Source organism: Mycobacterium sp. 1245111.1, assembly GCF_001673405.1.
GTDB lineage: Bacteria > Actinomycetota > Actinomycetes > Mycobacteriales > Mycobacteriaceae > Mycobacterium.
Map to the genome: position 1 here is coordinate 1 of NZ_LZLV01000143.1, position 22394 is coordinate 22394.

Annotated in this window: 24 protein-coding genes and 1 pseudogene; 16 read left to right on the forward strand and 9 right to left on the reverse strand. The window is 64.3% G+C overall.

All coding sequences use genetic code 11. The features are described 5' to 3' along the window. Nucleotides 1-21 precede the first annotated feature (21 nt). From A5658_RS22705 to A5658_RS29005, 10 genes and pseudogenes are all read left to right on the forward strand, one after another. Nucleotides 22-1332 carry an MCE family protein gene (locus A5658_RS22705; protein WP_369830559.1) on the forward strand — a complete coding sequence of 437 codons (1311 nt, stop codon included), beginning with the start codon at nt 22-24 and terminating at the stop codon, nt 1330-1332. Beyond that, entirely contained in the window at nt 1333-2910 is a 1578-nt protein-coding gene (locus A5658_RS22710) for an MCE family protein (protein WP_067340445.1), read from the forward strand. Between the two features lie 50 nt (nt 2911-2960). Next, a complete protein-coding gene (locus A5658_RS22715; protein WP_082993371.1) occupies nt 2961-3458 on the forward strand; it encodes a hypothetical protein in 498 nt (165 codons plus the stop codon). Between the two features lie 72 nt (nt 3459-3530). After that, on the forward strand, nt 3531-4334 hold the full coding sequence (locus A5658_RS22720) for a crotonase/enoyl-CoA hydratase family protein (protein ID WP_067340748.1): 804 nt from the start codon (nt 3531-3533) through the stop codon (nt 4332-4334). Nucleotides 4335-4356: 22 nt separating this feature from the next. After that, the gene (locus tag A5658_RS22725; protein WP_067340448.1) at nt 4357-5184 is read left to right on the forward strand and encodes an isocitrate lyase/phosphoenolpyruvate mutase family protein; all 828 of its coding nucleotides are present in this window, start codon (nt 4357-4359) and stop codon (nt 5182-5184) included. 49 nt (nt 5185-5233) lie between these two features. Then, on the forward strand, nt 5234-5800 hold the full coding sequence (gene mug / locus A5658_RS22730) for a G/U mismatch-specific DNA glycosylase (RefSeq protein ID WP_067340753.1): 567 nt from the start codon (nt 5234-5236) through the stop codon (nt 5798-5800). Beyond that, on the forward strand, nt 5797-6018 hold the full coding sequence (locus A5658_RS22735; RefSeq protein WP_156751610.1) for a hypothetical protein: 222 nt from the start codon (nt 5797-5799) through the stop codon (nt 6016-6018). The genes mug and A5658_RS22735 overlap by 4 nt, the downstream gene beginning before the upstream one ends. A 101-nt stretch (nt 6019-6119) precedes the next feature. Beyond that, a complete protein-coding gene (locus A5658_RS22740; protein WP_067340456.1) occupies nt 6120-6911 on the forward strand; it encodes a hypothetical protein in 792 nt (263 codons plus the stop codon). Further along, a pseudogene (locus A5658_RS22745) lies at nt 6908-7567 on the forward strand (response regulator transcription factor); the annotation flags it as partial. The gene A5658_RS22740 and the pseudogene A5658_RS22745, both read left to right, overlap by 4 nt. Before the next feature lie 120 nt (nt 7568-7687). After that, a complete protein-coding gene (locus A5658_RS29005) occupies nt 7688-7873 on the forward strand; it encodes a helix-turn-helix domain-containing protein (RefSeq protein ID WP_231997420.1) in 186 nt (61 codons plus the stop codon). Here A5658_RS29005 and A5658_RS22750 read toward each other — a convergent pair. After that, on the reverse strand, nt 7855-9234 hold the full coding sequence (locus A5658_RS22750; RefSeq protein WP_067340757.1) for a cell wall metabolism sensor histidine kinase WalK: 1380 nt from the start codon (nt 9232-9234) through the stop codon (nt 7855-7857). The genes A5658_RS29005 and A5658_RS22750 overlap by 19 nt on opposite strands. 168 nt (nt 9235-9402) lie before the next feature. On the opposite strand from A5658_RS22750, the gene A5658_RS22755 reads away from it, so the two are divergent. From A5658_RS22755 to A5658_RS22765, 3 genes are all read left to right on the forward strand, one after another. Then, nucleotides 9403-9711, forward strand: coding sequence for a hypothetical protein (locus tag A5658_RS22755; protein WP_156751611.1), 309 nt, complete (start codon nt 9403-9405; stop codon nt 9709-9711). 103 nt (nt 9712-9814) lie between these two features. After that, a complete protein-coding gene (locus tag A5658_RS22760) occupies nt 9815-11593 on the forward strand; it encodes an NAD-binding protein (protein ID WP_067340464.1) in 1779 nt (592 codons plus the stop codon). A 50-nt stretch (nt 11594-11643) separates the two neighbouring features. After that, nucleotides 11644-12081, forward strand: coding sequence for a DUF732 domain-containing protein (locus A5658_RS22765; RefSeq protein ID WP_067340467.1), 438 nt, complete (start codon nt 11644-11646; stop codon nt 12079-12081). Here the strand turns inward: A5658_RS22765 and glnA are convergent. From glnA to A5658_RS22790, 5 genes are all read right to left on the reverse strand, one after another. After that, the gene (gene glnA / locus A5658_RS22770; protein ID WP_067340470.1) at nt 12069-13505 is read right to left on the reverse strand and encodes a type I glutamate--ammonia ligase; all 1437 of its coding nucleotides are present in this window, start codon (nt 13503-13505) and stop codon (nt 12069-12071) included. The two genes, A5658_RS22765 and glnA, sit on opposite strands and share 13 nt — an antisense overlap. Before the next feature lie 52 nt (nt 13506-13557). Then, nucleotides 13558-14301, reverse strand: coding sequence for a glucose 1-dehydrogenase (locus A5658_RS22775; protein WP_067340473.1), 744 nt, complete (start codon nt 14299-14301; stop codon nt 13558-13560). A gap of 18 nt (nt 14302-14319) precedes the next feature. After that, nucleotides 14320-14574 carry a hypothetical protein gene (locus A5658_RS22780; protein WP_067340476.1) on the reverse strand — a complete coding sequence of 85 codons (255 nt, stop codon included), beginning with the start codon at nt 14572-14574 and terminating at the stop codon, nt 14320-14322. Between the two features lie 65 nt (nt 14575-14639). Continuing rightward, nucleotides 14640-15344, reverse strand: a complete 705-nt coding sequence (locus A5658_RS22785; RefSeq protein WP_082993381.1) for a glycoside hydrolase — start codon at nt 15342-15344, stop codon at nt 14640-14642. A 69-nt stretch (nt 15345-15413) separates the two neighbouring features. Then, nucleotides 15414-15809 (reverse strand): hypothetical protein, encoded by a 396-nt coding sequence (locus tag A5658_RS22790; RefSeq protein ID WP_067340482.1) that lies wholly within the window; start codon nt 15807-15809, stop codon nt 15414-15416. Between the two features lie 205 nt (nt 15810-16014). On the opposite strand from A5658_RS22790, the gene A5658_RS22795 reads away from it, so the two are divergent. Further along, entirely contained in the window at nt 16015-17217 is a 1203-nt protein-coding gene (locus A5658_RS22795) for a cytochrome P450 (RefSeq protein WP_067340486.1), read from the forward strand. Here A5658_RS22795 and A5658_RS22800 read toward each other — a convergent pair. Continuing rightward, nucleotides 17214-17768 carry a TetR/AcrR family transcriptional regulator gene (locus tag A5658_RS22800; protein WP_067340759.1) on the reverse strand — a complete coding sequence of 185 codons (555 nt, stop codon included), beginning with the start codon at nt 17766-17768 and terminating at the stop codon, nt 17214-17216. The genes A5658_RS22795 and A5658_RS22800 overlap by 4 nt on opposite strands. 190 nt (nt 17769-17958) lie before the next feature. Further along, nucleotides 17959-18507, reverse strand: a complete 549-nt coding sequence (locus tag A5658_RS22805) for a hypothetical protein (RefSeq protein ID WP_067340489.1) — start codon at nt 18505-18507, stop codon at nt 17959-17961. 101 nt (nt 18508-18608) lie between these two features. Between A5658_RS22805 and A5658_RS22810 the strand changes: the two genes are divergently transcribed. Continuing rightward, a complete protein-coding gene (locus tag A5658_RS22810) occupies nt 18609-20345 on the forward strand; it encodes an acyl-CoA dehydrogenase family protein (protein WP_067340492.1) in 1737 nt (578 codons plus the stop codon). On the opposite strand, the gene A5658_RS22815 is transcribed toward A5658_RS22810, so the two are convergent. Continuing rightward, on the reverse strand, nt 20342-21100 hold the full coding sequence (locus A5658_RS22815) for an SDR family NAD(P)-dependent oxidoreductase (protein ID WP_067340496.1): 759 nt from the start codon (nt 21098-21100) through the stop codon (nt 20342-20344). The two genes, A5658_RS22810 and A5658_RS22815, sit on opposite strands and share 4 nt — an antisense overlap. A gap of 136 nt (nt 21101-21236) precedes the next feature. On the opposite strand from A5658_RS22815, the gene A5658_RS22820 reads away from it, so the two are divergent. Further along, a complete protein-coding gene (locus A5658_RS22820; protein WP_067340498.1) occupies nt 21237-22139 on the forward strand; it encodes an NAD(P)-dependent oxidoreductase in 903 nt (300 codons plus the stop codon). Nucleotides 22140-22394: the final 255 nt, after the last annotated feature.

Genomic DNA, 22394 nt, shown 5'->3' on the forward strand with positions numbered 1-22394 from the left:
CCCGGGCGACGGGCGCGCAGCCTGGTCAGTGTGGCAATCATGGCGATACCGGTGCTCGCCGGCTGCTCATTTCACGGCTTGAATTCGCTTCGGCTGCCCGGCGCTGTCGCCAACGGCTCGAACGCCGACGTCTACCACGTCGAAATCGCCAATGTCGACACCCTGGAATCCAATTCGCCAGTCATGCTTCACGATGTCATCGTCGGCAGCGTCGGCGAGATGCGATTTCAGAACTGGCACGCCGACGTCGAGATCCGCGTCAAACCCGGCACCGTCATACCCGCCAACGCGGTAGCCACTGTCGGGCAAACCAGCCTGTTGGGTTCGATGCATCTCGAATTGGATTCGCCCGCCGATCAGCCACCGACCGCACCGCTGCAGACCGGCGCCACCATCCCACTGAGCAAGTCATCAACCTACGCGTCGACAGAGCAGACTCTCGCCTCCCTTTCGGCGGTCGTCAACGTCGGGGGGTTAGGTCAGGCGGGCGACATCATCCATAACTTCAACACCGCGCTAGCGGGACGCCAGGACGCGGTGCGCGACCTGATCACCCGTCTCGACCGATTCGTCAAGGTACTCAACGACCAACGCGTCAACATCGTGACGTCCATCCAGCAGTTCAGCCGGCTCACCGCCACGTTGACCGACCAGCGCGACGTCATCACGGAGGCGCTACGCAAACTACCCCCGGCGCTCGACGTGCTCATCGCCGAAAAGCCGACCATCGTCACTGCACTGAAGAAGCTGCGAGTATTCGCCGAAACGACCGCCGCGGTGGTCCACCACACCAAGGCCGATCTGGTCAGAGATCTGCAGAACCTGCAGCCCACGATGAAGGCTCTGGCAGATGTTGGGCCAGGAATCGACGACGCCCTCGTTTTTGCGACAGTCTTCCCGTATGGCCAAAACCTGATCGATCGTGGCCTCAAAGGCGACTACATGAACCTGTTCGCCATCGGCGACATCACCGTGCCCAGGCTGAGGAAGACCGCCTTCTTAGGCACCCGGTGGGGCGTCGAAGGCGCACAGCTTGTGCCGGCGCCGGGAGACCCGGGTTACGACTGGTACTACAGCAACAACCCACCTCACGCCGCTGTGCAGCCGGTCCCTGCCAGTGGGGCGACAGTCCCGCCGCCTCCGCCGCCGGCGGGTCCGATGATGCTCACGCCGGGCGGGCCGGTGCAAACCAGCCCGCCCATACCGGCGGTGCCCCTTCCGCTCAGTCAGCCCCCAGCCTGGGTAGTGCCCCAGCCCTCGCAACCACCCGAGGCCGCTGGTGCGGGGGCCACGGCGGAGGTATTTCCACCCATGGACGAAGGTGGCCGTTAGATGCTCACCCGACTCGTGCGGATTCAGTTGGTCCTATTCACCATCGCCTCGATCGTCGGTCTGACCGTGATGGTCTTTACGTACCTGAAAGCACCCATGTTGCTGGGAGTCGGCCGCATCACGGTTACCGTCGACCTACCCGATACCGGCGGCCTGTACCGCTTCTCGAATGTCACCTACCGCGGCGTACAAGTCGGCAAGGTAACCGCGGTGCGCCTGACCCACACCGGCGCCAAAGCCACACTCTCGCTTGGTACTTCGCCGAGAATCCCCGCCGACCTGCACGCCGACGTCCGCAGTATCTCCGCGATCGGTGAACAGTACGTCGACCTGTTGCCACGCAAAGACGCGCCGCCCTACCTGCACAACGGTTCGGTCATCGCCGCGGCCGACACCACCATCCCGCAGGACGTCGGACCCCTGCTGAATCAGACGAGCGCGCTGATTGACAGCATCCCGAAGGAAAAGCTCGGCCAATTGCTGGATGAATCGTTTCGGGCATTCAACGGCGCTGGCTACAACCTGAGTTCGTTGGCGGATTCGTCGGCGAAGCTGTCCGCCGACTTCGCCGGGGTGGCAGACCGCGGCCGCGACCTGGTTCGCGACAGTGCGCCCATCGTGGACGCACTGGCCGACAGCACCGCCGCTCTGCACACCTGGGCGCACAGCCTGGCCGGCGTCACGGGGCAACTCGTTAGCGACGACCCTGCGCTGCGAACGGTGCTGCGAACCGGACCCGGTGCTCTCGAAGAGGCTTCTCGACTGCTCGAACAGCTCAAACCCACCCTGCCGGTGCTGCTGGGGAACCTGACTTCGCTGGGCCAGGTATTGGTCACCTACCGCCCCGACATCGAACAGGTACTGGTGCTGTTCCCGCCGTTTATGGCAAATCTGCTGTCGGAAGCCGGTGACCATAATCCGACCGGTGTCGGGCAAGGCGATTTCTCGCTCAACATCGGCGACCCGCCCGCCTGCACCGTCGGATACCTTCCACCTAATCAGTGGCGATCGCCTGCGGATACCAGCATCGTGGACACACCGAAAAACCTGTATTGCAAGCTGCCTCAAGACTCCCCGCTAGCCGTTCGCGGAGCCCGCAACTATCCGTGTATGGCCAAGCCCGGCAAACGAGCACCGACCGTAGAAATCTGCGACAGCGACCGACCCTACGAGCCCCTTGCCATGCGGGAACACGTCTACGGCCCCTATCCCCTCGACCCCAATCTGCTCGCGCAAGGCGTGCCGCCCGATGATCGCGCGACATCCGACGGCCACATCTTCGGCCCTCGCGAAGGGACGCCGCCAGGCCCACCGGCCCCCGGGGCGCCGGCACCGCCCGAGCGCCCTGCCCCTCCCGGCCCGCCGCCACCGTCGGCTACCGGCGCCAGCACGCCCGCGGCGCCGAGCGAGTTCCGGCCCGGCGATTCGGGTCGCCAGCCCTCGTTCGCCTTCGCTCAATACGACCCGGGCAGTGGCAAATATCTGACACCGGACGGCCACACATATCGGCGATCCGACCTGGCAGCGGGAACGGTGGTGAAAACGTGGAAAGACATGCTGTTGCGGCAAAACACGTGAAAGACAGGGTATTTCGGCTCTACCGCGCGATATCTCGACGTGGGCTAACGGTGGCAATTGCGGCCACTGCCGCGGCGACCGCGACGTGGGTAACGACCCCGCGCGCCGGTGCGTCGTTCTGTGATCCACCGCTGAACGGAACGTTCAATGCGGTCTCCGACGGAGTGTGGGCCAAGACCAACGACGTGTTCCATGACGAGACTCCACTCGCCAGCACGTGGACGGTCAGCACATCGTGCACCGATAACTTTCCGGACTGTGCGGGCACGCTGCACAGCAGCCAAGGCTGGAGCGCCACGGTGAAGTGCGAAGCCGCAGGGATGTGGTACGTGCGGCGCCATCTCGATCACTGGGAGCATTGCCGTGACGGCGGTGACGCCCCCGGCGACCAGCTGTACTACTTTTCGCCCCAGCTGTCAGGTGCTCCGAGCTTTACGTCGATAGCGACCTTCACCGGCATGGACAGGACGGTCGGCCCCAGCGGCGGATGTGGCATCAACATGCCCCTAGTCATCGAGATCCCGTTCAAATTAACCAAAACGGGCTGACCGCGGTGCGCGCACGCCGTCGAACAGATCACTCCGGGGGCCGTTTTCATGCTCTGCGGTAAGTTCGCGACCATGGCCGACGACAGAGTCCAGGTGAAGATCGGCGCCACCGGTGTCGCGACGGTGACGATGGTGCGAACCGACAAGCACAATGCGCTCGACCAGGCGATGTTCGAAGGCCTGACGAACGCGGCCGCGCAGCTAGCCGGCGACGTGTCGGTGCGCGCGGTCGTACTGCACGGCGAGGGGAAGAGCTTCTGCTCGGGCCTGGATATCGCGAGCTTCATGTCCGGTCAGGGTAGCACCGGCGTGCTGCTCGAGCGCGACGGCGACCGGCTGGCCAACTTCGCGCAGCGCGTCGCCTACGACTGGTCGCTGGTGCCGGCGCCGGTGATCGCCGCGATTCACGGGAACTGCTTCGGCGGCGGCCTGCAGATCGCGCTGGGGACCGACATCAGAATCGCGGCCCCGGACGCGAAGCTGTCGATCATGGAGGTCAGGTGGGGCCTCGTTCCCGACATGGGCATTACGCAGACGCTGCCCCGACTTGTCCCCATCGACGTCGCGAAGGAGCTGACGTTCAGCGGCCGAATCGTCTCTGGCGCTGAGGCTTTGGCGTTCGGATTGGTCACGCGAAACAGCGACGATCCGCTCGCGTCGGCGCTCGCACTCGCCGAGGAGATCGCGCAGAAGTCTCCCGACGCCGTGCGGGCCGCCAAGCGCCTCTACGACGAGACGTGGGCCAGCGACGACACCGCCGCCGCCCTCAAACGCGAATCCGAGCTGCAGACCGGGCTAATCGGCAAGCCCAACCAGCTCGCCGCCGTCGTGGCCGGAATGTCGGGCGAGCCACCGGTTTTCGTCGACCCCGAGTAGTCGATCCCGACTAGGAGCTTCGATGACCCAGGCTCAGCACTACGAGCAGTTTCTGGCGCTGCACCAGCAATCGGAGGCCTTCGTGATGCCCAACCCGTGGGATGGGTTGTCGGCGTTGATCTTCAAGCGCGCGGGCTTCGCCGCGCTGGCGACCTCCTCGGCCGCGCTGGCGGCAACGTTGGGCCGCCATGACGGGCGGCACGCGGTGAGTGCCGACGAGCATCTCGCGCACGCCAGGCTGCTGATCGAGGTCGCCGGCTTGCCGGTGAACGGCGATTTCGAGGACGGCTACGGAGAAACGCCCGATGACGTCGCCGCCACCGTCAACGCGGCCATCGATGCGGGGTTGGCCGGCATCGGAATCGAGGACACGTCCGGCGACCCCGACAACCCGATCCGCGACTTCGACGAGGCCGTCGCACGGGTCGCGGCGGCGGCCAAGGCGAGTAAGGGCCGCATCGTGCTGACCGGTCGCACGGACAACTTCCTCTATGGCCGCAACGATCTAGATGACACGATCCGACGCCTGACGGCGTTCGCGGAGGCGGGCGCCGATGTTCTCTACGCCCCGTATCCGCCCGACATGCCCGCGGTCGAAGCGATCGTGAAAGCCGTTGCCCCGAAACCGGTTAACCTCCTGGTGAGGTCCATGTCGGAGAGACCGACCGTGGCCGACCTGTCCGCAGCGGGAGTCAAGCGCATCAGTACCGGCTCCGCGCTTTACACGCACGCCGTGGCCGCTCTACAGGAGGCGGCGACCGCCCTGGCCGCCGGTGACATCGCGGCGGTGACCTCGGGAATGTCCTTCGCCGAGATGAGTTCGCTACTCGACCAGGGCCCTCGCGGCTGACCCGACGATCCGTGGAAATACTTCATCGCCGCCACCTGTTGTGGATTGCGTGGCGCAGTTTGAACCGGACATCTTGACCGAAGGTCTCGATGTCGTCTTCTGCGGACTGAATTACGCCGCCAGCGCCGTCAAAGACGGCTACCACTTCTCACATCGCAACAACCGTTTCTGGCCGGTCCTGCATCTCGCGGGCTTCACCGATGTTCGCCTACAGCCTGCCGACCAGCGCCGGTTGTTGGATTATGGCTGCGGTCTGACCGCGGTCGTCCGGCGTCCGACGAAATCGGCCAGCGAGGTCTCACCCGTCGAATTCCGAAGCGCGCAGCCCGAATTCGAGTCGAAGATGCGCGCCTACGCGCCGCGTGCGATCGCGTTTCTCGGCAAGCGGGCATTGGCGTGCATGCTCGGAACCTCCGACGTTGCCTGGGGGCCGTATCCGCCGGGCTTCGCCGGAACGCGGGCGTGGGTGCTGCCCAACCCCAGTGGCTTGAATATCGGCTTCTCGACCGAACAGCTGGTCGATGCGTATAGCGAGTTGCATCAAGCCCTTTCGGCGTCCACGCCGGACGGGCGATTCTGCCGTGCGGCCGTAGGCCGTAGGATCTCCCCGACATGAGAAGACGAATCTTCCTACCGGTCGTTGCCACGACCGTGCTCGTCCTGGGCCTACTCTGGTACTGGTACAACTCCGGGCAAAACAAGCTCCAGCGGTGTGTCAAAGTGCAGCAGGACCACTTCTATTCGACCAGCGAGGGCCAGGAACTGCACCGGCACGGAACGGATCCGCCCACCGAACTGTTCGTCCTGGAATGTAATCAGCTGGGTATCAAGTGACGGGACGTCGCCCCCACCGCTAAACGATCTCAGCGATTTCTCAGCGGAGCTGCCGTATTCATAGTGCCGACAGTTCGTTACCGACTGAGGATCACTGCGCGATGGACGGTTCCACCCCTTCCGCGTTGGCCAAGGTACCTGCCGTCACTCTGGGCTTCTGGATCATCAAAATCCTGGCGACGACGCTCGGCGAGACCGGCGGGGACACCGTCACGATGACGCTGAACTGGGGCTACGCCGCTGGTGTCGCCCTGTTCGGATTCGCGCTGCTGGCGTTGGTCGTCCTGCAGACTCTCGCTACGCGGTTTCACGCGATGCTCTACTGGGCGACGATCGTCGCCTCGACGACGTTCGGCACCACGTTGGCCGATTTTGCTGACCGATCGCTGGGGATCGGGTACGCGGGCGGATCGCTTCTTCTTCTGAGTTCCTTGTTGGTCGCCCTGGGCCTGTGGCGATGGTCGGAGGGGACCGTAGCGGTGAGCACCGTGTCGACGCCGAAGATCGAGGCGTTCTACTGGGTGACGATCACGCTGTCGCAGACCCTGGGCACCGCGCTGGGCGATTGGCTGGCCGATACGCGCGGATTCGGCTACGAACGGGGCGCCTTGATCTTCCTGGCTGCCCTGGGCGTGGTCGTTGCGCTGTATTGGTGGACGGGGATCTCGCGGGTCGCCTTGTTCTGGGTCGCCTTCATCCTGACCCGCCCGCTCGGGGCAACGGTCGGGGACTTCATCGACAAGCCGGTTGCCGACGGTGGCTTGGCGCTCAGCCGGCCGCTGGCCTCGCTCGTCATCGCCGGCATCATGGTCGCTCTGCTCGTCGTGCTGCCGCAACGCCCGGGCCGTCATCCTGGCCAGGCAAAACATCGAGCGCGTAGCGTGCCGACATGAGGGTTTTGCTCGTCGAAGACGAGACGCGGTTGTCGGCCACCCTGGCCATGGGACTCAAGGCCGAGGGCTTCGTCGTCGTCACCGCCGACACGGGCGACGAAGGCCTTCACGAAGCCACCGAGAACAGCTTCGACGTGGTGATTCTCGACATCATGCTGCCCGGTTACAGCGGTTACGAGGTGCTGCGCCGGATGCGCGCGCGCGGAGTGTGGACGCCGGTGCTCATGCTGACCGCCAAGGACGGCGAGTACGACGAGATCGACGCCTTCGACCTCGGCGCAGACGACTACCTGACCAAACCATTTTCGTTCCGGGTACTGGTGGCCCGACTACGGGCGCTGGTCCGTCGCGGCGCACCCGAGCGGCCGGTGGTGCTGACGGTCGGCTCGTTATCACTAGATCCCACCCGGCACACGGTCCAGCGCGGCTCGACCCCGATCGAGTTGACACCGCGCGAATATGGGGTGCTCGAATTCTTCATGCGCAATAAGGACGCGGTCGTCACCAAGGCTCAGATCCTCAGCAACGTGTGGGACGCCCACTACGAAGGTCCGGACAACGTGGTCGAGGTATACGTCGGGTATCTGCGGCGCAAGATCGATGTTCCCTTTGGCACCAACACGATTGAGACGATTCGCGGTGTCGGGTACCGGCTGCAACAACCGACGGTGCTGGCGGCCGGCTCCTTGTCGATCGATCCGGTCCGGCAGACCGTCCGGCGCGATTCGACCCCAATTGAGTTGACGCCGCGCGAGTATGGGGTGCTGGAGTATTTCATGCATCACAAAGGCGCCGTCGTCACCAGAGCCGAGATCCTCCGCAACGTATGGGGTGCCGATTACGAAGGTCCGGACAATGTGGTCGAGGTGTACGTCGGCTACGTCCGGCGCAAGATCGACGTTCCCTTCGGCACCAACACCATTGAGACCATCCGCGGTCTCGGCTACCGGATGCTGTGCTGAGGAAGCTTCACCGCCACCGTGGTCCCGCCACCGGGCCGGTCGAGGATCGAGACCGTACCACTATGAGCGGCAACCAGCTCGGCGACAATCGCCAAACCCAGTCCGCTACCCCCGCTGGTGCGGGAGCGATCGGAATCCAACCGAACGAACCGTTCGAAGACCCGGCTTCGTTCGCCCGGCGCGATGCCCGGGCCGTCGTCGCTCACCGAAATCGTGGCGATCCCTTCGCGGCTACCGGTTTCAATCTCCACGCGCGATTTGGCATGGCGCACAGCGTTATCCACCAGGTTACGAATCACTCGGGATAACGCCGCCGGGTCACCGGTCAGCTGCGCCGGTGAAATATGTTCCGTAACTATGCATTCGGCGTTACGGCGCACCCGACTCGCCTCGACTTCGGCGATGTCTCCCAGCTGAACCGGTTCTCTGCGCAGCACCAGGCTTTGCTCGTCGGCCCGCGCCAGGACAAGAAGATCCTGGATCAGCGTGCTCATCCGCTGCGCCTCGGGAAGCAAGGTGTTGACAGCGAGTTCGGCGTCGAGCAACTCGGGATGCGCTTGCGCGACTTCCAATCCGGAGATGATCGTAGCCAACGGGCTGCGCAATTCATGCGAGGCGTCGCCGACGAAGCGCTGCTGTGCTCGGTGTCCGGCTTCCAGGCGCGACAGCATTTCGTTCATCGTGACCGCGAGCGCAGAGATCTGGTCGCGACTCGCGGGCACCGGGACCCTCTCGGCCAAGTCGGAGCTCGAGATTTCAGCGACCTGGCCGCGGATCGCGTCCACCGACTGCAAGGACCGCCGAACCAGCCAGTAGTTCGCGGCTGCTGCCACCGCGACGATCACCGGTGCACCGCACGCCAGTAACAATGCGACAGTTCGGGCGGTCGCCTCCACCTCCTCGCTACCCCCTCCGACAATCACGGTGTACTCACCGGATGGGGTGGCCACCTTTTGGCCGCTGAGGCGCATGTCGTCCGTGGGAACCGCATCGTCGGGTATTCCGCGGCGTAACTCGGGGCCGAATTCACTGACGGGAATGATCGGTGTCTCGGGCGCCAATCCCGCCCGCTCGACGACCTTCCCGTCGGGTGCGATCAACTGGGTAGCGACGACGTGGTGGTTGGTGGTCGACAACTCCCGTTGGAGTTCGTCGGCCGAGTTGGACTGGATGGCATCGACGATGCTGTGCACTCGTGCCGCAGTGGCATCATCGACGTCGACCAACAGCGACCGATAGAGAATGACGTCCAACGCGGTGCCGGCGAACGCGAACGCCAACAACACCACGATCCCGGACACCGCGGCTGAGCGAGCCGAGATGCCCAGGCTCCTGAGGGACCGCAGTCGTGCACGCCCCATTCGGCGCAACGCCGACACCTTCACAGCTGCCATTCTGCGTGATGCTTCGCCGATCAGAACGCCTTCTCAGCGGCTTCTCAACGACCGGTATTTAGGCTTGCTCTCGAGCGCCGATTACGAGTTTGGAATCGATTGCTGTGGAGTGTGTTTGAGGAGCGTGAGCAGCAGATGAATGTCGAACAATTGCGTCGCGTGCTTGCCGAGATACCTGGTGACATGCCAATCATCCTCGAGGATTGCCAGATGGGCTGGATGGCGAATGCGGCCCTCTACGTGGCGCCGGCACACGTCGACTACCGCATATCCGGCAATTATCTTCGTGCGCGGCATCAGGACGGGGCTGACAACTGCCACGCGCTGTTGATCAGCAGCCTGGGACAAACTGACAACGTCATCGACCTCACCCCACCGACCTGCCTCCCGGAAATCATCGACGCCGAGGCCGACTCAATCACCTCGGTTATTTCGTCTGGGTGACAAACGCGGGTCAAACCTGTTGCCCAGTGGCAACATTCCGCTTCTTGCCCGATAGTCGTAGAAAGCCTGAACCGCAGGTGTCGACGTAGGTGGTAGCCGGAACATGGGCGAGGTCTTTCAGTTCCACCGCGAGATCATCGTCTGTGGTGACGATCCATTGGCCAACACCATCATCGACGAGCTGCGGGGCGCGGGTGCCCGGATCATCAGGATCAACTCCGCCGCCGATCTACTCGGGGCCGGTGTGCACCGGGCGCGCGCCGTCGTGTGTGCGGGCCCCAATGATGCGGTGAATCTCGAGATTGCGCTGTTGGCACGCAGATACAGCCCCAACGTACGTGTCGTGGCCCGTATCGGCGACAACGTGTTAGGTGACGCGGTTGCCGCGGTCAGCGGGCCTGGTGCGATCCTGAACGTCGCGAAACTCGCTGCGCCCTCGGTCGTCGAGGCAGTTCTTTCGCGCAACGCGCACCAGTTCGACACCGCCGGAATCGAATTCGTCGTGTGGGGCTCCGAAGTCCGCACGGAGGGGACCCTACGTGAGATCTTCGGCGACCTGGCGCCCGTCGCTGTGGTCCATGCCAAGAACTCACCGACGCCCGGAGAGGTGGTGGCGTGTCCTGGTCGCGACCAACGGGTCTACGCCGGCGACTGGACGTCGATGATCGGTGTGAAAGACGAACTCGAAGCCCGCGGCATCACCGTTCCGCCCTCGACCGCGACGCGCCTGAGCCATTCCAGACTGCGGCACATCATCGACGGTGTACGCGCCGTCCGGCACGACGTCAACCCGATGCTTCTGCCGGCGCTGGTGGGATCGCTGGTACTGATGGTCGGCTCGACGGCCATCGTCCGCTTCTTCTACATGAACCCTCGGATGAGCTGGCTCGATGCCTTCTACTTCACCTCCGAGACGATTTCGAGCGTCGGCTTCGGTGACTTCAGTTTTGCGCAGCAATCCGCTCTGCTTCGGCTGTTCGCGATCGCTCTGATGTACGGCGGCGTGACTGTCACCGCCATCCTCGTGGCACTGGTCGCCGACCTGCTGCTGTCGCGCCGGTTCATCCACGCCGCCGGGCTGCGGCGCGCGCGCCGGATGCGCGACCACGTCGTGGTGGTCGGGATGGGCTCGACGGGGATCCGGGTCGTCAGCGATCTGACCGCCGCCGGATACGACGTGGTGGTCATCGAGCAAGACGAGAACAACCGGTTCCTGCCGACCCTGGCCGAACTCGACGTGCCGGTGATCTTCGGTGACTCGACCATGCGCCAAACGCTCGAATCGGCACGAGTCGATCACGCTCGTGGAGTGGCGGTGGTGACGCAGGACGACATGGAGAACATCCGGGCCGGCATCGTTCTGCTGGAGATTTTGGGATCCGACACCAAGGTGCCGATCGTGCTGCGGGTGCAGGGCCGAGCACTCAGCGCCGCGGTCCACGATCAGTTCGGCTTCGAGAACGTCCGCTCCATCGTCGATTTGGCGGCGCCGTGGTTCATCGGTGCCGCGATGGGATTGCAGGTGTTGGGTACGTTCTGGGTCGGCCAGCGTTCCTTCATGGTCGGCGCGATGCTGGTGGCCGAAGGCAGCGAACTCGACGGGCTGCGGATGGTCGACATGTCGACGCAAACCCGCGTTATCGCGATCACGCGGCCGGAAGGGGCGGTGAGCCTGCGTCCCCGCCGCAATTCGCAGTTGCGTGCCGGTGACACCGTGTACCTGATCGGCCCCTATCGCGAACTGATCGCGACTCTTCGCAAGGGCCAGCCACCACCGCTGACCGCGATCAACGGCGAGAGCGCGCTGGCGCTTGCGGCGGCCCGCTCCACGCGGCGGCCTGAGGTGCGACTGCCGAGGTGGGCGCCCGAACCGGTCGAGTGACGGCCGGTTCCTATCGACGTCCTGTCGTCGCTCGGGTTGAATTAACTGCCGTGCACACCGGCATCACCAGGGTTGCAGGCGCGCTGGTCAGCGCCTCGGTGGTGCTGACCGCCGCAATCTTTTGCGCTGGCGCGGCAAGCGCCGACCCAAGCCCGCAGGATCAGCAGGATCAGTTCGTGGCGCTGCTCGAACAAGATCAGGTTCCGCTCATCGATAACTTGCCGTCTCTGGTCGCCCGAGCCCATCAAATCTGTAAGGAACTCAACGGTGGCGCCTCGGTCTACAGCGTGGTCGACGAAGAGATGAACGGGATATTCGACGAAAACCCGGCGCTCCGCTCAGAGGCCGCGCGGGTTCATCGAACCGCGATCAGATTCATCGCCGTATCGGCGGAGGTCTATTGCCCCAGTCATCTGACCGATCCGTATGTCAGTGACGACGTCGGCTTCGCGGGCACGCGTGACACCTCACCGGTCTACACGTCGTAGTACAACGCGAACTCATACGGGGTCGGCCGGAGGTTGTAGGGTGCAAGCTCGTAGTCGCGCTTGTAGCTGATCCAGGTCGCGATCAGGTCGGGCGTGAAAACGCCTCCCTCGGTGAGGTATTCGTGGTCTTCCTCCAGGCGATCGATCACAGCCGACAGCTGAGTGGGGGCCTGGGGAATGTCGGCGGCCTCTTCCGGCGGCAGCTCGTAGAGATCCTTGTCGATCGGGGGAGGCGGCTCGATCTTGTTCTTGATGCCGTCCAAGCCCGCCATCATCATGGCCGCGAACGACAGATACGGGTTGCCCGATGCGTCGGGGCAGCGGAACTCCAGTCGTTTGGCCTTCGGGTTGTTTCCGGTGATCGGGATGCGCACACAGGCTGAGCGATTGCGTTGGCTGTAAACCAGATTGATCGGTGCCTCGTAGCCAGGGACCAGGCGCTTGTAGGAGTTGACCGTCGGGTTGGTGAACGCCAGCAGCGACGGCGCGTGATACAGCAGCCCGCCGATGTAGTGTCGCGCGATGTCGGACAGGCCGGCGTACCCGTCTTCGTCGTAGAAAAGCGGTGCCCCGTCCTTCCACAGCGACTGGTGCGAGTGCATCCCGGAGCCGTTGTCGCCAAAGAGCGGCTTGGGCATGAACGTGACGGATTTGCCTGCCTGCCAAGCGGTTTGCTTGACGATGTACTTGAACATTTGATGGTCGTCGGCGGCGTGCAGCAGCGTGTTGAATTTGTAGTTGATTTCGGCTTGTCCGCCGCTGCCGACTTCGTGGTGGCCCTTCTCCAGATGAAAGCCCGCATTGGTCAGGTGGGTCAGCATGACGTCGCGGAGGTCGACGTAATGATCGGCTGGGGCCACTGGAAAGTACCCGCCCTTCGGCCTTACCTTGTAGCCCCGGTTGGGCCTGCCGTCGGGCTCGTTCTCCGCTCCGGTGTTCCACCACCCGGACGCAGCGTCGACCTTATAGAACGATTCGTTGGTCCGTGAGTCGAAGCTGACCGAGTCGAAGATGTAGAACTCGGCTTCCGGACCGAAATAGGCCGTGTCTGCGATGCCCGAGCTGATCAGATAGTTCTCCGCCTTGCGGGCGACGTTGCGCGGGTCGCGCGAATACAACTCGAGCGTGAACGGGTCGTGCACGGAGAAATTCACGATCAGGGTTCGCGCGGTGCGGAACGGATCGATGGTCGCCGTTTCGGGATCGGGGAGCAGCAGCATGTCCGATTCGTGGATCGACTGGAATCCGCGAATCGACGAGCCGTCGAACGCCAGCCCCTCCTCGAACACGTTCTCGTCGAAGGCATAGATCGGAATTGTGAAGTGCTGCATGGTGCCCGGCAGGTCGCAGAATCGGACGTCGACGTACTCGATGTGTTCGTCCCGCGCGAGTTTGAAGATGTCATCGCTAGTCTTGTCGGGCACGGAATTATTCACGCACGTCGGGCCGCGTTTCGCATCCGGAGCGCTCCCGCGGCTATTGCAGGTCTTTCCTGGGGGTGTCGGCGGTGACGCCGCCGTCGACCACGAACTCCGCGCCTGTCGAATACGAGGATTCGTCGCTGGCCAGGAACAGCACGAAGTTGGACACCTCGATCGGCTCGGCGGGCCGGCCGAGAGCGGAGCGGACGATGTCGTCGGGAAAGTGGGCGGTCATGGGCGTCCGTACCAGCCCTGGATGCACCGAGTTAACCCTGATGTTGTAGCGCCCCAGCTCAAGAGCCGTGGATTTGGTCAGGCCACGCACCGCCCATTTCGAAGCGACATAGGCATGCGCGAAGGGTGCACCGCGCAGCCCCTCGATCGACGAGATGTTGATGATCGAGCCCCCGCCGGCCTTGATCATCTCGTCGACCACGGCCTGAGTGCCCAGAAATGTGCCGGTCAAATTGACGTCCAGGGTGTGGCGCCAGCGGTCGAGCTCGAACTTGCGCACCGTTTTCCGGCCCGATACGCCAGCGTTGTTCACCAGGACGTTGAGGCGCCCGAACCGGCGTGAGGTTTCGGCAACCGCCGACGCCCACTGGTCGGGTTGCGTGACGTCGAGATGCAGGTAGTGCGCGTCGTCACCGAGTTCTGTTGCGACAGAGGAGCCTTCGTCGTCGAGGACATCGCCGATGACGACTTTGGCGCCTTCGCGGAGCAACAGGCGCGCATGTTCGGCGCCCATGCCGCGGGCTCCGCCCGTGATCAGGGCGACTTTCCCGTCGACTCGTCCCACCGAAGGTGTCCCGGTGGCTCAGCCTCCGTAGGTCGGCCCTTGGACCCCGTTGGTCCAGGTCGTGCTCTTGTTGCCGATGGTGCAGGTTTCCTGCAACTGCGCATCCTGCCCGAAGTGGGCGCTCACCTGGCTCTGGGTGTACGTACCGCCTTGGGCCTTGCAGTGGTCCTCGATGTCGGTCTGGGCGTGGGCCAAGGGCGCGGCCAGGATCATCGCCGCCACCGGGATGCCGAAAGCGGCCACAGGGAAGGCGCGCAATACCGGTCGTGTCATGTTTCTCCATCGTTCTCGGGGTGGCGCCAGTCTACCGACCCGCGCGATCGCGCCTCGGCGTCCGATCAGGCCGGCGGCGTCGGCGTCATCGAGCCGATCGAGTAGGTCTCATGTCCCGTCGGGTAACCGCCGCCATTGGTGGCGATGTGCACGTGGTCGTAGTGGTTGGCGGTTTCATTGCCCATGTTCGCGGTCCAGCTCGCCTTGCCGACACCGGGGTAGATCTTCTGCCGCCAGATCACGTGGTCGATGCCCCACCGCTTGGCGTTGGCGAGCGCATATCCCGCGATCTGGTCGCCGAGCTCGATGCCCTCGGGCGAATGTGGGTTCGGGATCATCACGTCGATCGCCAAACCGCTCGGGTGCCACCGCAAAGCGTCCTGGCGGTACCCGCCGATGGTGGTGATCTGCGGAAACAGCAAGCTGATGGCACGCGCCGCCCAGATGGTCTTGACCTGCAGGCCATTCTCGGGCGCGACGCCGACCGGCAAGGCGAACGTGAAATTCTGAGCAGTGGTGGGCGCATCGGCGGTCAACGATTTCAACTCGGCGGGGCTGGCCAGCCGCAGCGGCGGGGCCGGGGGTGGCGGCGCAGTGGGCGACGGTTGCTGAAGTGCCACCGGGCTGGCGCTGGGCGCCGCGGTCGGCGGCTTCCGGTCGCAACACGGCGTCTCGGTGCTCTGGGCATAGAACATGCCGGCGGCAATGGCGATGGTCGCCCCGAATGCCAACCAGCGGCCCCGCCCGCTTGTGGACCGGCTCGTGCTCACCAGCAGCACTTTAACGGCTGGTCAGACGTTGTGTGGCAACTTCGACAGCTCGTGTCGGCGGTTCTTGGATCAGTAAATGACGGGCGAGAAGGCCGCCGAGTTGCCGGTGCCCTGGCAACTCACGTCGACGGCGTAGTGTCCGCCGAGTTGCTGGAAGATAATCGTGATCGGCGGGGAGGGATTCGGCCCGGTGAGCGTCGTCTGGCGGATGTAGGGCAGCGCGGGGGTGCCCTGGACGCCCACGGCGTGGTACTGGCAGACCTCGATCGCGCCCGGCGGGTTCCGAAGGTCGGTGATCGTCGCGAAGATGGCCCCGCCGCCTTCGCCGTAACTCACCTGCATGGTGTTGTCGCTGTTGTAGAAGTAGTTCGGGTCGGTGGCTCGCGCGATTCCGTCGCTCCACGTTCCGGCCAGCAGAGCAACCGCGGCGGCGGCGGTTGCCGAAGCTTTCCCGATGGTGTTCATGGTGTGCCCCGCATTTCGTTGGACTGACGCCTGACTACAGGTTAATCGGGCCGGCAGGGTGTCCTGCCACTTTGCCACGCATACCCCGTTGGCGTGCATCTATTCGCAGCGTCACCGGCCCTTGACGGGCTCCGTTCAGGGCTGCTAGACATGGCGTGCGAGCTGTATTGGGCGATCGCCCAAATCGCACAAAAAGGAAGTATCGATGACACTCGCCAACGACACGGACGTCTACTACGACCCCTACGACGTCGGCATCAACACCGACCCGTACCCGACCTATGCACGGTTGCGTGACGAGGCTCCGCTCTACTACAACGAGCAGTACGACTTCTGGGCCATCTCAAGGCATTCCGACGTCGAGAAGGGCCTGTCGAACTGGGAGGTCTTCTCCAACCGGCGCAGCGACATCCTCGAACTGGTCAAGTCGAAATTCGACATGCCCCGCGGGGTCATGATGTTTCAGGACCCGCCCGAGCACACGATCCTGCGCGGGCTGATGTCACGGGTGTTCACCCCGCGCCGGATGGCCGAGATCGAAGACCAGATTCGGGCCTACTGCGCGGGCTGCCTGGACCCGCTGGTCGGGTCGGGCGGATTCGACATCATCGCCGAACTCGCGTCGATGATGCCGATGCGGGTGATCGGCATGCTGCTGGGAATCCCTGAATCGGAGCAGATCTCGGTCCGCGACGCCAACGACGCCAACCTGCGCACCAAGCCCGGTGCGCCGCTGAAGGTCGCCGATGCCGACTCGATCGCCGACGGCCGGATCTACGCCGACTACGTCGAGTGGCGGTCGAAGAACCCGTCCGACGACCTGATGACCACGCTGCTCAACGTCGAGTTCGACGACGAGGAGGGCGTGCACCGGAAGCTGACCCGCAAAGAGGTGCTGCACTACACCCAGGTGGTCGCGGGCGCCGGCAACGAGACGACGGGCCGGCTGATCGGCTGGCTGGCCAAGGTGCTCGCCGAGCATCCCGACCAGCGCCGGGAGATCGAGCGGGACCGGTCGCTGCTGAACCGGGCCGTCGACGAGACGCTGCGCTTCGAGCCGACGGGCCCGCACGTAGCACGTTGGATGGCACAGGATTTCGAGCTCTACGGCACCACCGTCCCGGCCGGTAGCGCGATGCTGCTGTTGTTCGGCGCCGCCAACCGCGACCCCCGCCGCTACGCCGATCCCGACGCCTTCAACATCCACCGCGACAACATCTCGCACATCACCTTCGGCAAAGGCGTGCACTACTGCCTGGGTGCCAACCTCGCCAGGCTGGAGGGCCGCGTCGCGCTGGATGAGATCCTCAACCGTTGGCCCGAATGGGACATCGATTACGGCACAGCGCAGCTCGCGTCGACGTCCACGGTTCGGGGTTGGGAGAAGCTGCGGATCGTCGTGCCCTAGCTGCGACGTGCTTTCGGCCGCGGCATCTCGAACTTGTCCAGAAAACGATTCACCAAGGCGACCGCCTCGTCATGACCGCCCGCGGTGCCCAGGCCTTCCTCCAGGATCAGCGTCCGCCCGATCGCGGCGATGATGACCGCCAGAGCAGCCGGCGGGAAATCGTCGGGGTCCAGATCGTGCTCGCGGACAACGAAATTCAGCGCGGTGATCTGCTGTTCGCGCCAGCGTTCCGTCCACGCCGCGATCTCCGCGCGAATCTCCTTGCGGTGGTTGGCAAGTCCCATGAACTCCAGCAGTAACCGGGTGTCCTTGGGTGCGGTGAGCGTCTCCCAGAACGCGTGCAGCGGCCGATCAGAGGCCAGCGCCTTCTGTTGCCGATCCAGGTAGGTCTTCGCGCCGATGCGAAAGACCGCCGAGTACAGATCGTCCATGGTGGGGAAGTAGTAATGCACGAGCGCCGGTTTGACACCCGCCTGCGCGGCGACCCGGCGTGAGGTGGCCGCGGCGTAACCCTCCTCGACCATGACCTGACTCGTCGCGGCGATCAGCATGTCGCGCGTCGTAGTGTCGCGTGCCTTGGGTCGTGCGGATGCGGTCACGGTCTGAGTTGCCTCACTACTGTTGGCATGTTCAGGCGCCCGCACCATTTGAGCGATCGCCCAATAATCACGTGTCATCGTGGCACCTCGCGTGCGTGGCGGTCAAGAGCCAGTCGATTCGGCTGCCGCGCAAGCGAATTAGCTAATGCTTCCCGCCGCCGACTTCGGCCGGTAGCGGCGGGGGCAGCGGCGCCGTCGTGCTGGGCGCCGTCGAGGTCGGCGCAGCGGCGGGTGCCTGGGGCGTTGCGGCCGGGGTCTGCGGCGCGCCGGCCGACGTCGCGGTCTTCGGCCCGTGGAACGAGGTCATCGGCTCGCGGCGGATCACCCCGCTGGCGTCGCTGACCACCAGTGCGCTCGACGTCACGGTGTAGGTGACGCCGTCCTGCTTGGCGACGAAGCTACCGTCGGAGGCCTGGGTGGCCGCCGCGACCAGTTTGGCGCCGTCGCTGATCCGCACGCCGTGGTAGCCGTACTGGCCGGCCGGGCTCTTGCAGATCGCCACGCGCGAGTTCGCCGTGCTGCCGAACGCGACCGCGGTGTTAGGTGATGCGCATCGGGCGGGGGAGTCGACGAAGCCCAGAGCGTCGGTGGTCGGATCGGCGGCCGCCAGCGGTGTGCCGAGCGCGAGCAGCGTCCAGCACGCCGCCGCGGCGGCGGCAATACGCCGGGTGCCAGGCAGGTAAAAGGACATACGCCGACGACACCACGGGTGACGGCACAGATCCCGCACCCACGCCGGGCGATCACCGAATCGTTAGCTTCTCGAGATCGGCGAAGCTAGATTCGACGGCCATGGGACTGCTTTTCGATCCGAATACCTATGACCCGACGCACTTCGATCCGGAAACGCGCCGCCAGCTACGCGCGGTGATCGACTGGTTCGAGGGCCGCGGCAAGGTCAGGCTGCTGCGCGACGACCTCGAGGCGACCTGGGTATCGGACTTCCTCGACTTCATCAAGCAGGAAAAGATCTTCGCAACCTTCCTCACCCCCTCGGAGTACGGCGGCGGCGACCCGAACAAGCGCTGGGACACCTCCCGCAACGCCGCGCTGAGTGAGATCTTCGGCTTCTACGGCCTGTCCTACTGGTACGCCGAGCAGGTCACGATTTTGGGCCTCGGGCCGATCTGGCAGAGCGACAACATCAAGGCCAAGGAGAAAGCCGCCGCGCAGCTCGAGGCCGGCGGTGTGATGGCGTTCGCGCTGTCCGAACGCGAACACGGCGCCGACATCTACAACACCGACCTGCTGCTGACGCCGGCCAGAGATAGAGACGAGGGTCCAGAAGGGCCCGTCTTCCGGGCGTCGGGGGAGAAGTACTACATCGGCAACGGCAACGTCGCGGGCATGGTGTCGGTGTTCTCCCGCCGCACCGACATCGACGGCGCCGACGGCTACGTGTGGTTCGTCGCCGACAGCGCGCACGAGAACTACGAACTGATCGGCAACGTCGTGCACGGTCAGATGTTCGTCAGCAACTTCCGGCTCAACGACTACCCGGTGCACGAAGAAGACATCCTCTGCACCGGCCCGGAAGCCTTCTCGGCCGCGTTGAACACCGTCAACGTGGGCAAGTTCAACTTGTGCTCCGGCTCGATCGGCATGTGCGAGCACGCTTTCTACGAGGCGATCACCCACGCCAACAACCGCATCCTATACGGCAATCCGGTCACCGACTTCCCACATGTGCGGGCCAGCTTCGTCGAGGCTTACGCGCGAATTATCGCGATGAAACTGTTCAGCGACCGCGCGATCGACTACTTCCGCAGCGCCAGCCTCGATGACCGTCGCTACCTGCTGTTCAACCCGGTGACCAAGTCGAAGGTGACTTCCGAAGGCGAAACCGTGGTCACGCTTTTGTGGGATGTGTTGGCCGCCAAGGGTTTCGAGAAGAACACCTACTTTTGCGAAGTGGCCCGGCTGATCGGCGCGCTCCCGCGACTCGAGGGCACCGTGCACGTCAACGTCGCACAGATCCTGAAGTTCATGCCGAACTACATGCTCAACCCCGCCGAATATCCGGAGATCGGCACCCGCAACGACCCGGCTGACGACGTGTTCTTCTGGTCGCAGGGCCCGGCTCGCGGTGCATCGAAGGTGCAATTCGCCGACTGGACAAAGGTTTACGAGCGCCACTCGAAGATCCCCAATGTCGGGATGTTCTACGAGCAGGCGCGTGCGCTCAAAGAGTTGCTGCTGACCGCCGCACCGGACCCCGAGCAGATGAAGGACCTCGACTTCCTGCTCGTCGTCGGCCACCTCTTCGCGCTGGTCGTCTACGGCCAACTGATCCTCGAACAAGCGGACCTGATCGGGCTCGACGCCGACTTGGTCGACCAGATTTTCGAGGTCCAGATCCGCGACTTCTCCCAATACGCGGTTGCCCTACACGGAAAGTCGAGTGCCAAGCCAGCGCAACAGGATTGGGCGCTGGCGGTCGTGCGCCGACCCGTCACCGACTCCCGCCGGTTCGACCGGGTGTGGGAGCAGGTGAAGGCCTACGACGGCGCCTACGAGATGCGGCCCTAGGCGGCCGTCGGCGCGAACGGGACGTCGTCCGGCGCGGCGTGGCGCGCTGCCAGCACCGCACGGGCCGGGTCGCCGATCGGAATGCGCAGCGGCAGTTGTGGTTTCTCCGCGGCGTCGGCGATCTCGATCGCGGCCTGCTCGGGTGTGATCATCGCGCTACGCAAGTCGTCGTCGCCCGCCACCCCGGTGTAGGGGTCGTCGGGAAGAGTGAAGGCCGTCACGTCGTCGAGTGCCCCCGAGCTCACCGCGCCCGGTTCGAGGAGCACCGGCTGGACGCCGAACGGCGCCACCTCGATCGCCAAGGCCTCGACGAGCGCCTCGAGCGCCCACTTGGTCGCCGCGTACGCAGCTCCGTTGGGCAGCGAGACCCGTCCGACGACACTCGACATGAACAGCAGCTTGCCGTCGCCGCGAGCACGCATCCCCGGCAACGCGGCTTGCGCGACGCGAAGCGCGCCGACGGTGTTGAGGTCGAAGAGGCGCTGCAACTCACCCAGCGGGATCGCCTCAACGGCGGAGTAGAAGATCTCCGCGGGGTTGATGACGACGATGTCGACCTCGCCGGCGGACTCGAATGCCGCGCGCACGCTGGCGTCGTCGGTGACGTCGAGGGCCAGCCGTTGTGCGAGGTCAAGACCCTTGAGTGAATCGGTGTTGCGGGCCGTGCCGATGACGCGGTGGCCGCGCCGGATGAACTCTTCGGTGATGGCGCGGCCGATCCCGCGGCCGGCTCCGGTGACGAGGACGGTGGACATGCGTTTCGCTCCTAAAAGTGGGAGAACTTGGTTCAACTCTAGTAAACCGGTCGGTGTACATACTTGTTCCCGGTGCGCCGAGATTTCTGCGGCGGTAACGCCGACGGTGCGCCAAACCGGGCAATACGATCGGCCCATGCGTGATGCCAAAATCCTGATCACCGGCCCGACAGGGCAGGTCGCCGTTCCCATTGCCAAAGCGCTGGCAGCCGACAACGAGGTGTGGGGCATCGCCCGCTTCACCAATGCGGCCGCTCGCGAGGATCTGGAGCGGGCTGGCATTCGGTGCGAAACGGTCAACCTGGCGGCCGGTGAGTTCGCTGACTTACCAGACGATTTCGACTACGTACTCAATTTGGCGGTCGCCAAAAGCGGTGACTGGGACACGGACCTTGGCGCCAATGCCGAGTCCGTCGGTCTGCTGATGGCTCACTGCCGCAGCGCAAAAGCGTTCTTGCACTGCTCATCCGCCGCGGTATACGACCCGCCGGATGACGAGCCACGCACCGAACGCGCCGCGTTGGGCGACAATCACAAACCGCTGTTCCCGACCTACTCGATCTCCAAAATCGCCGGCGAAGTCGTCGCTCGGACCATGGCGCGCGCTCTCGACATTCCGACTGTCATCGCCCGATTGAACGTGCCCTACGGCGACAACGGCGGATGGCCGTTCTATCACATGGAGATGATGCTGGCCGGCATCCCGATCCCGGTGCCCGCCGGAGTTCCAGCCAGCTACAACCCAATTCACGAACAAGACATCATCGCGACGATCCCGAAGCTGCTCGCGGCCGCAGCGGTGCCGGCGATCACAGTCAACTGGTGTGGCGACCAGACCGTCAGCCTGCAGGACTGGTGCCGCTATCTCGGTTCACTGATCGGCAAGGACCCCGTCTTCGAAGAAAGCCCACAAGCGTTGCGCGGCAACCCTACCGATGTATCACGGATGCACGAGCTGGTCGGCGCCAGCACCGTCGACTGGCAGGACGGGCTTCGTCGAATGGCGGCGAAGTTTCATCCCGAGTTAGTGGGTTCGTGAACTATGCCGGGCTGCGTGCCATCCTCTCGGCCCGTCGTGACCGGTAGCTCATGGCAGCCCCGACCCACATATCCGTGCGAACCGTGTTTATCCGGCGCGAAGATCGGGCACGCGCAGGTAGGCGTGTGGTTGGCTCTTGGCGAATTGGCAATGACTGCCGTGAACGTTTGTATGCCTAAGATTTGAAATATTCTATTTGAATCCTGTTGTATAACAGGGCATTTCCAATTTTTTCTTGCTTTTAGTGCACAAGTG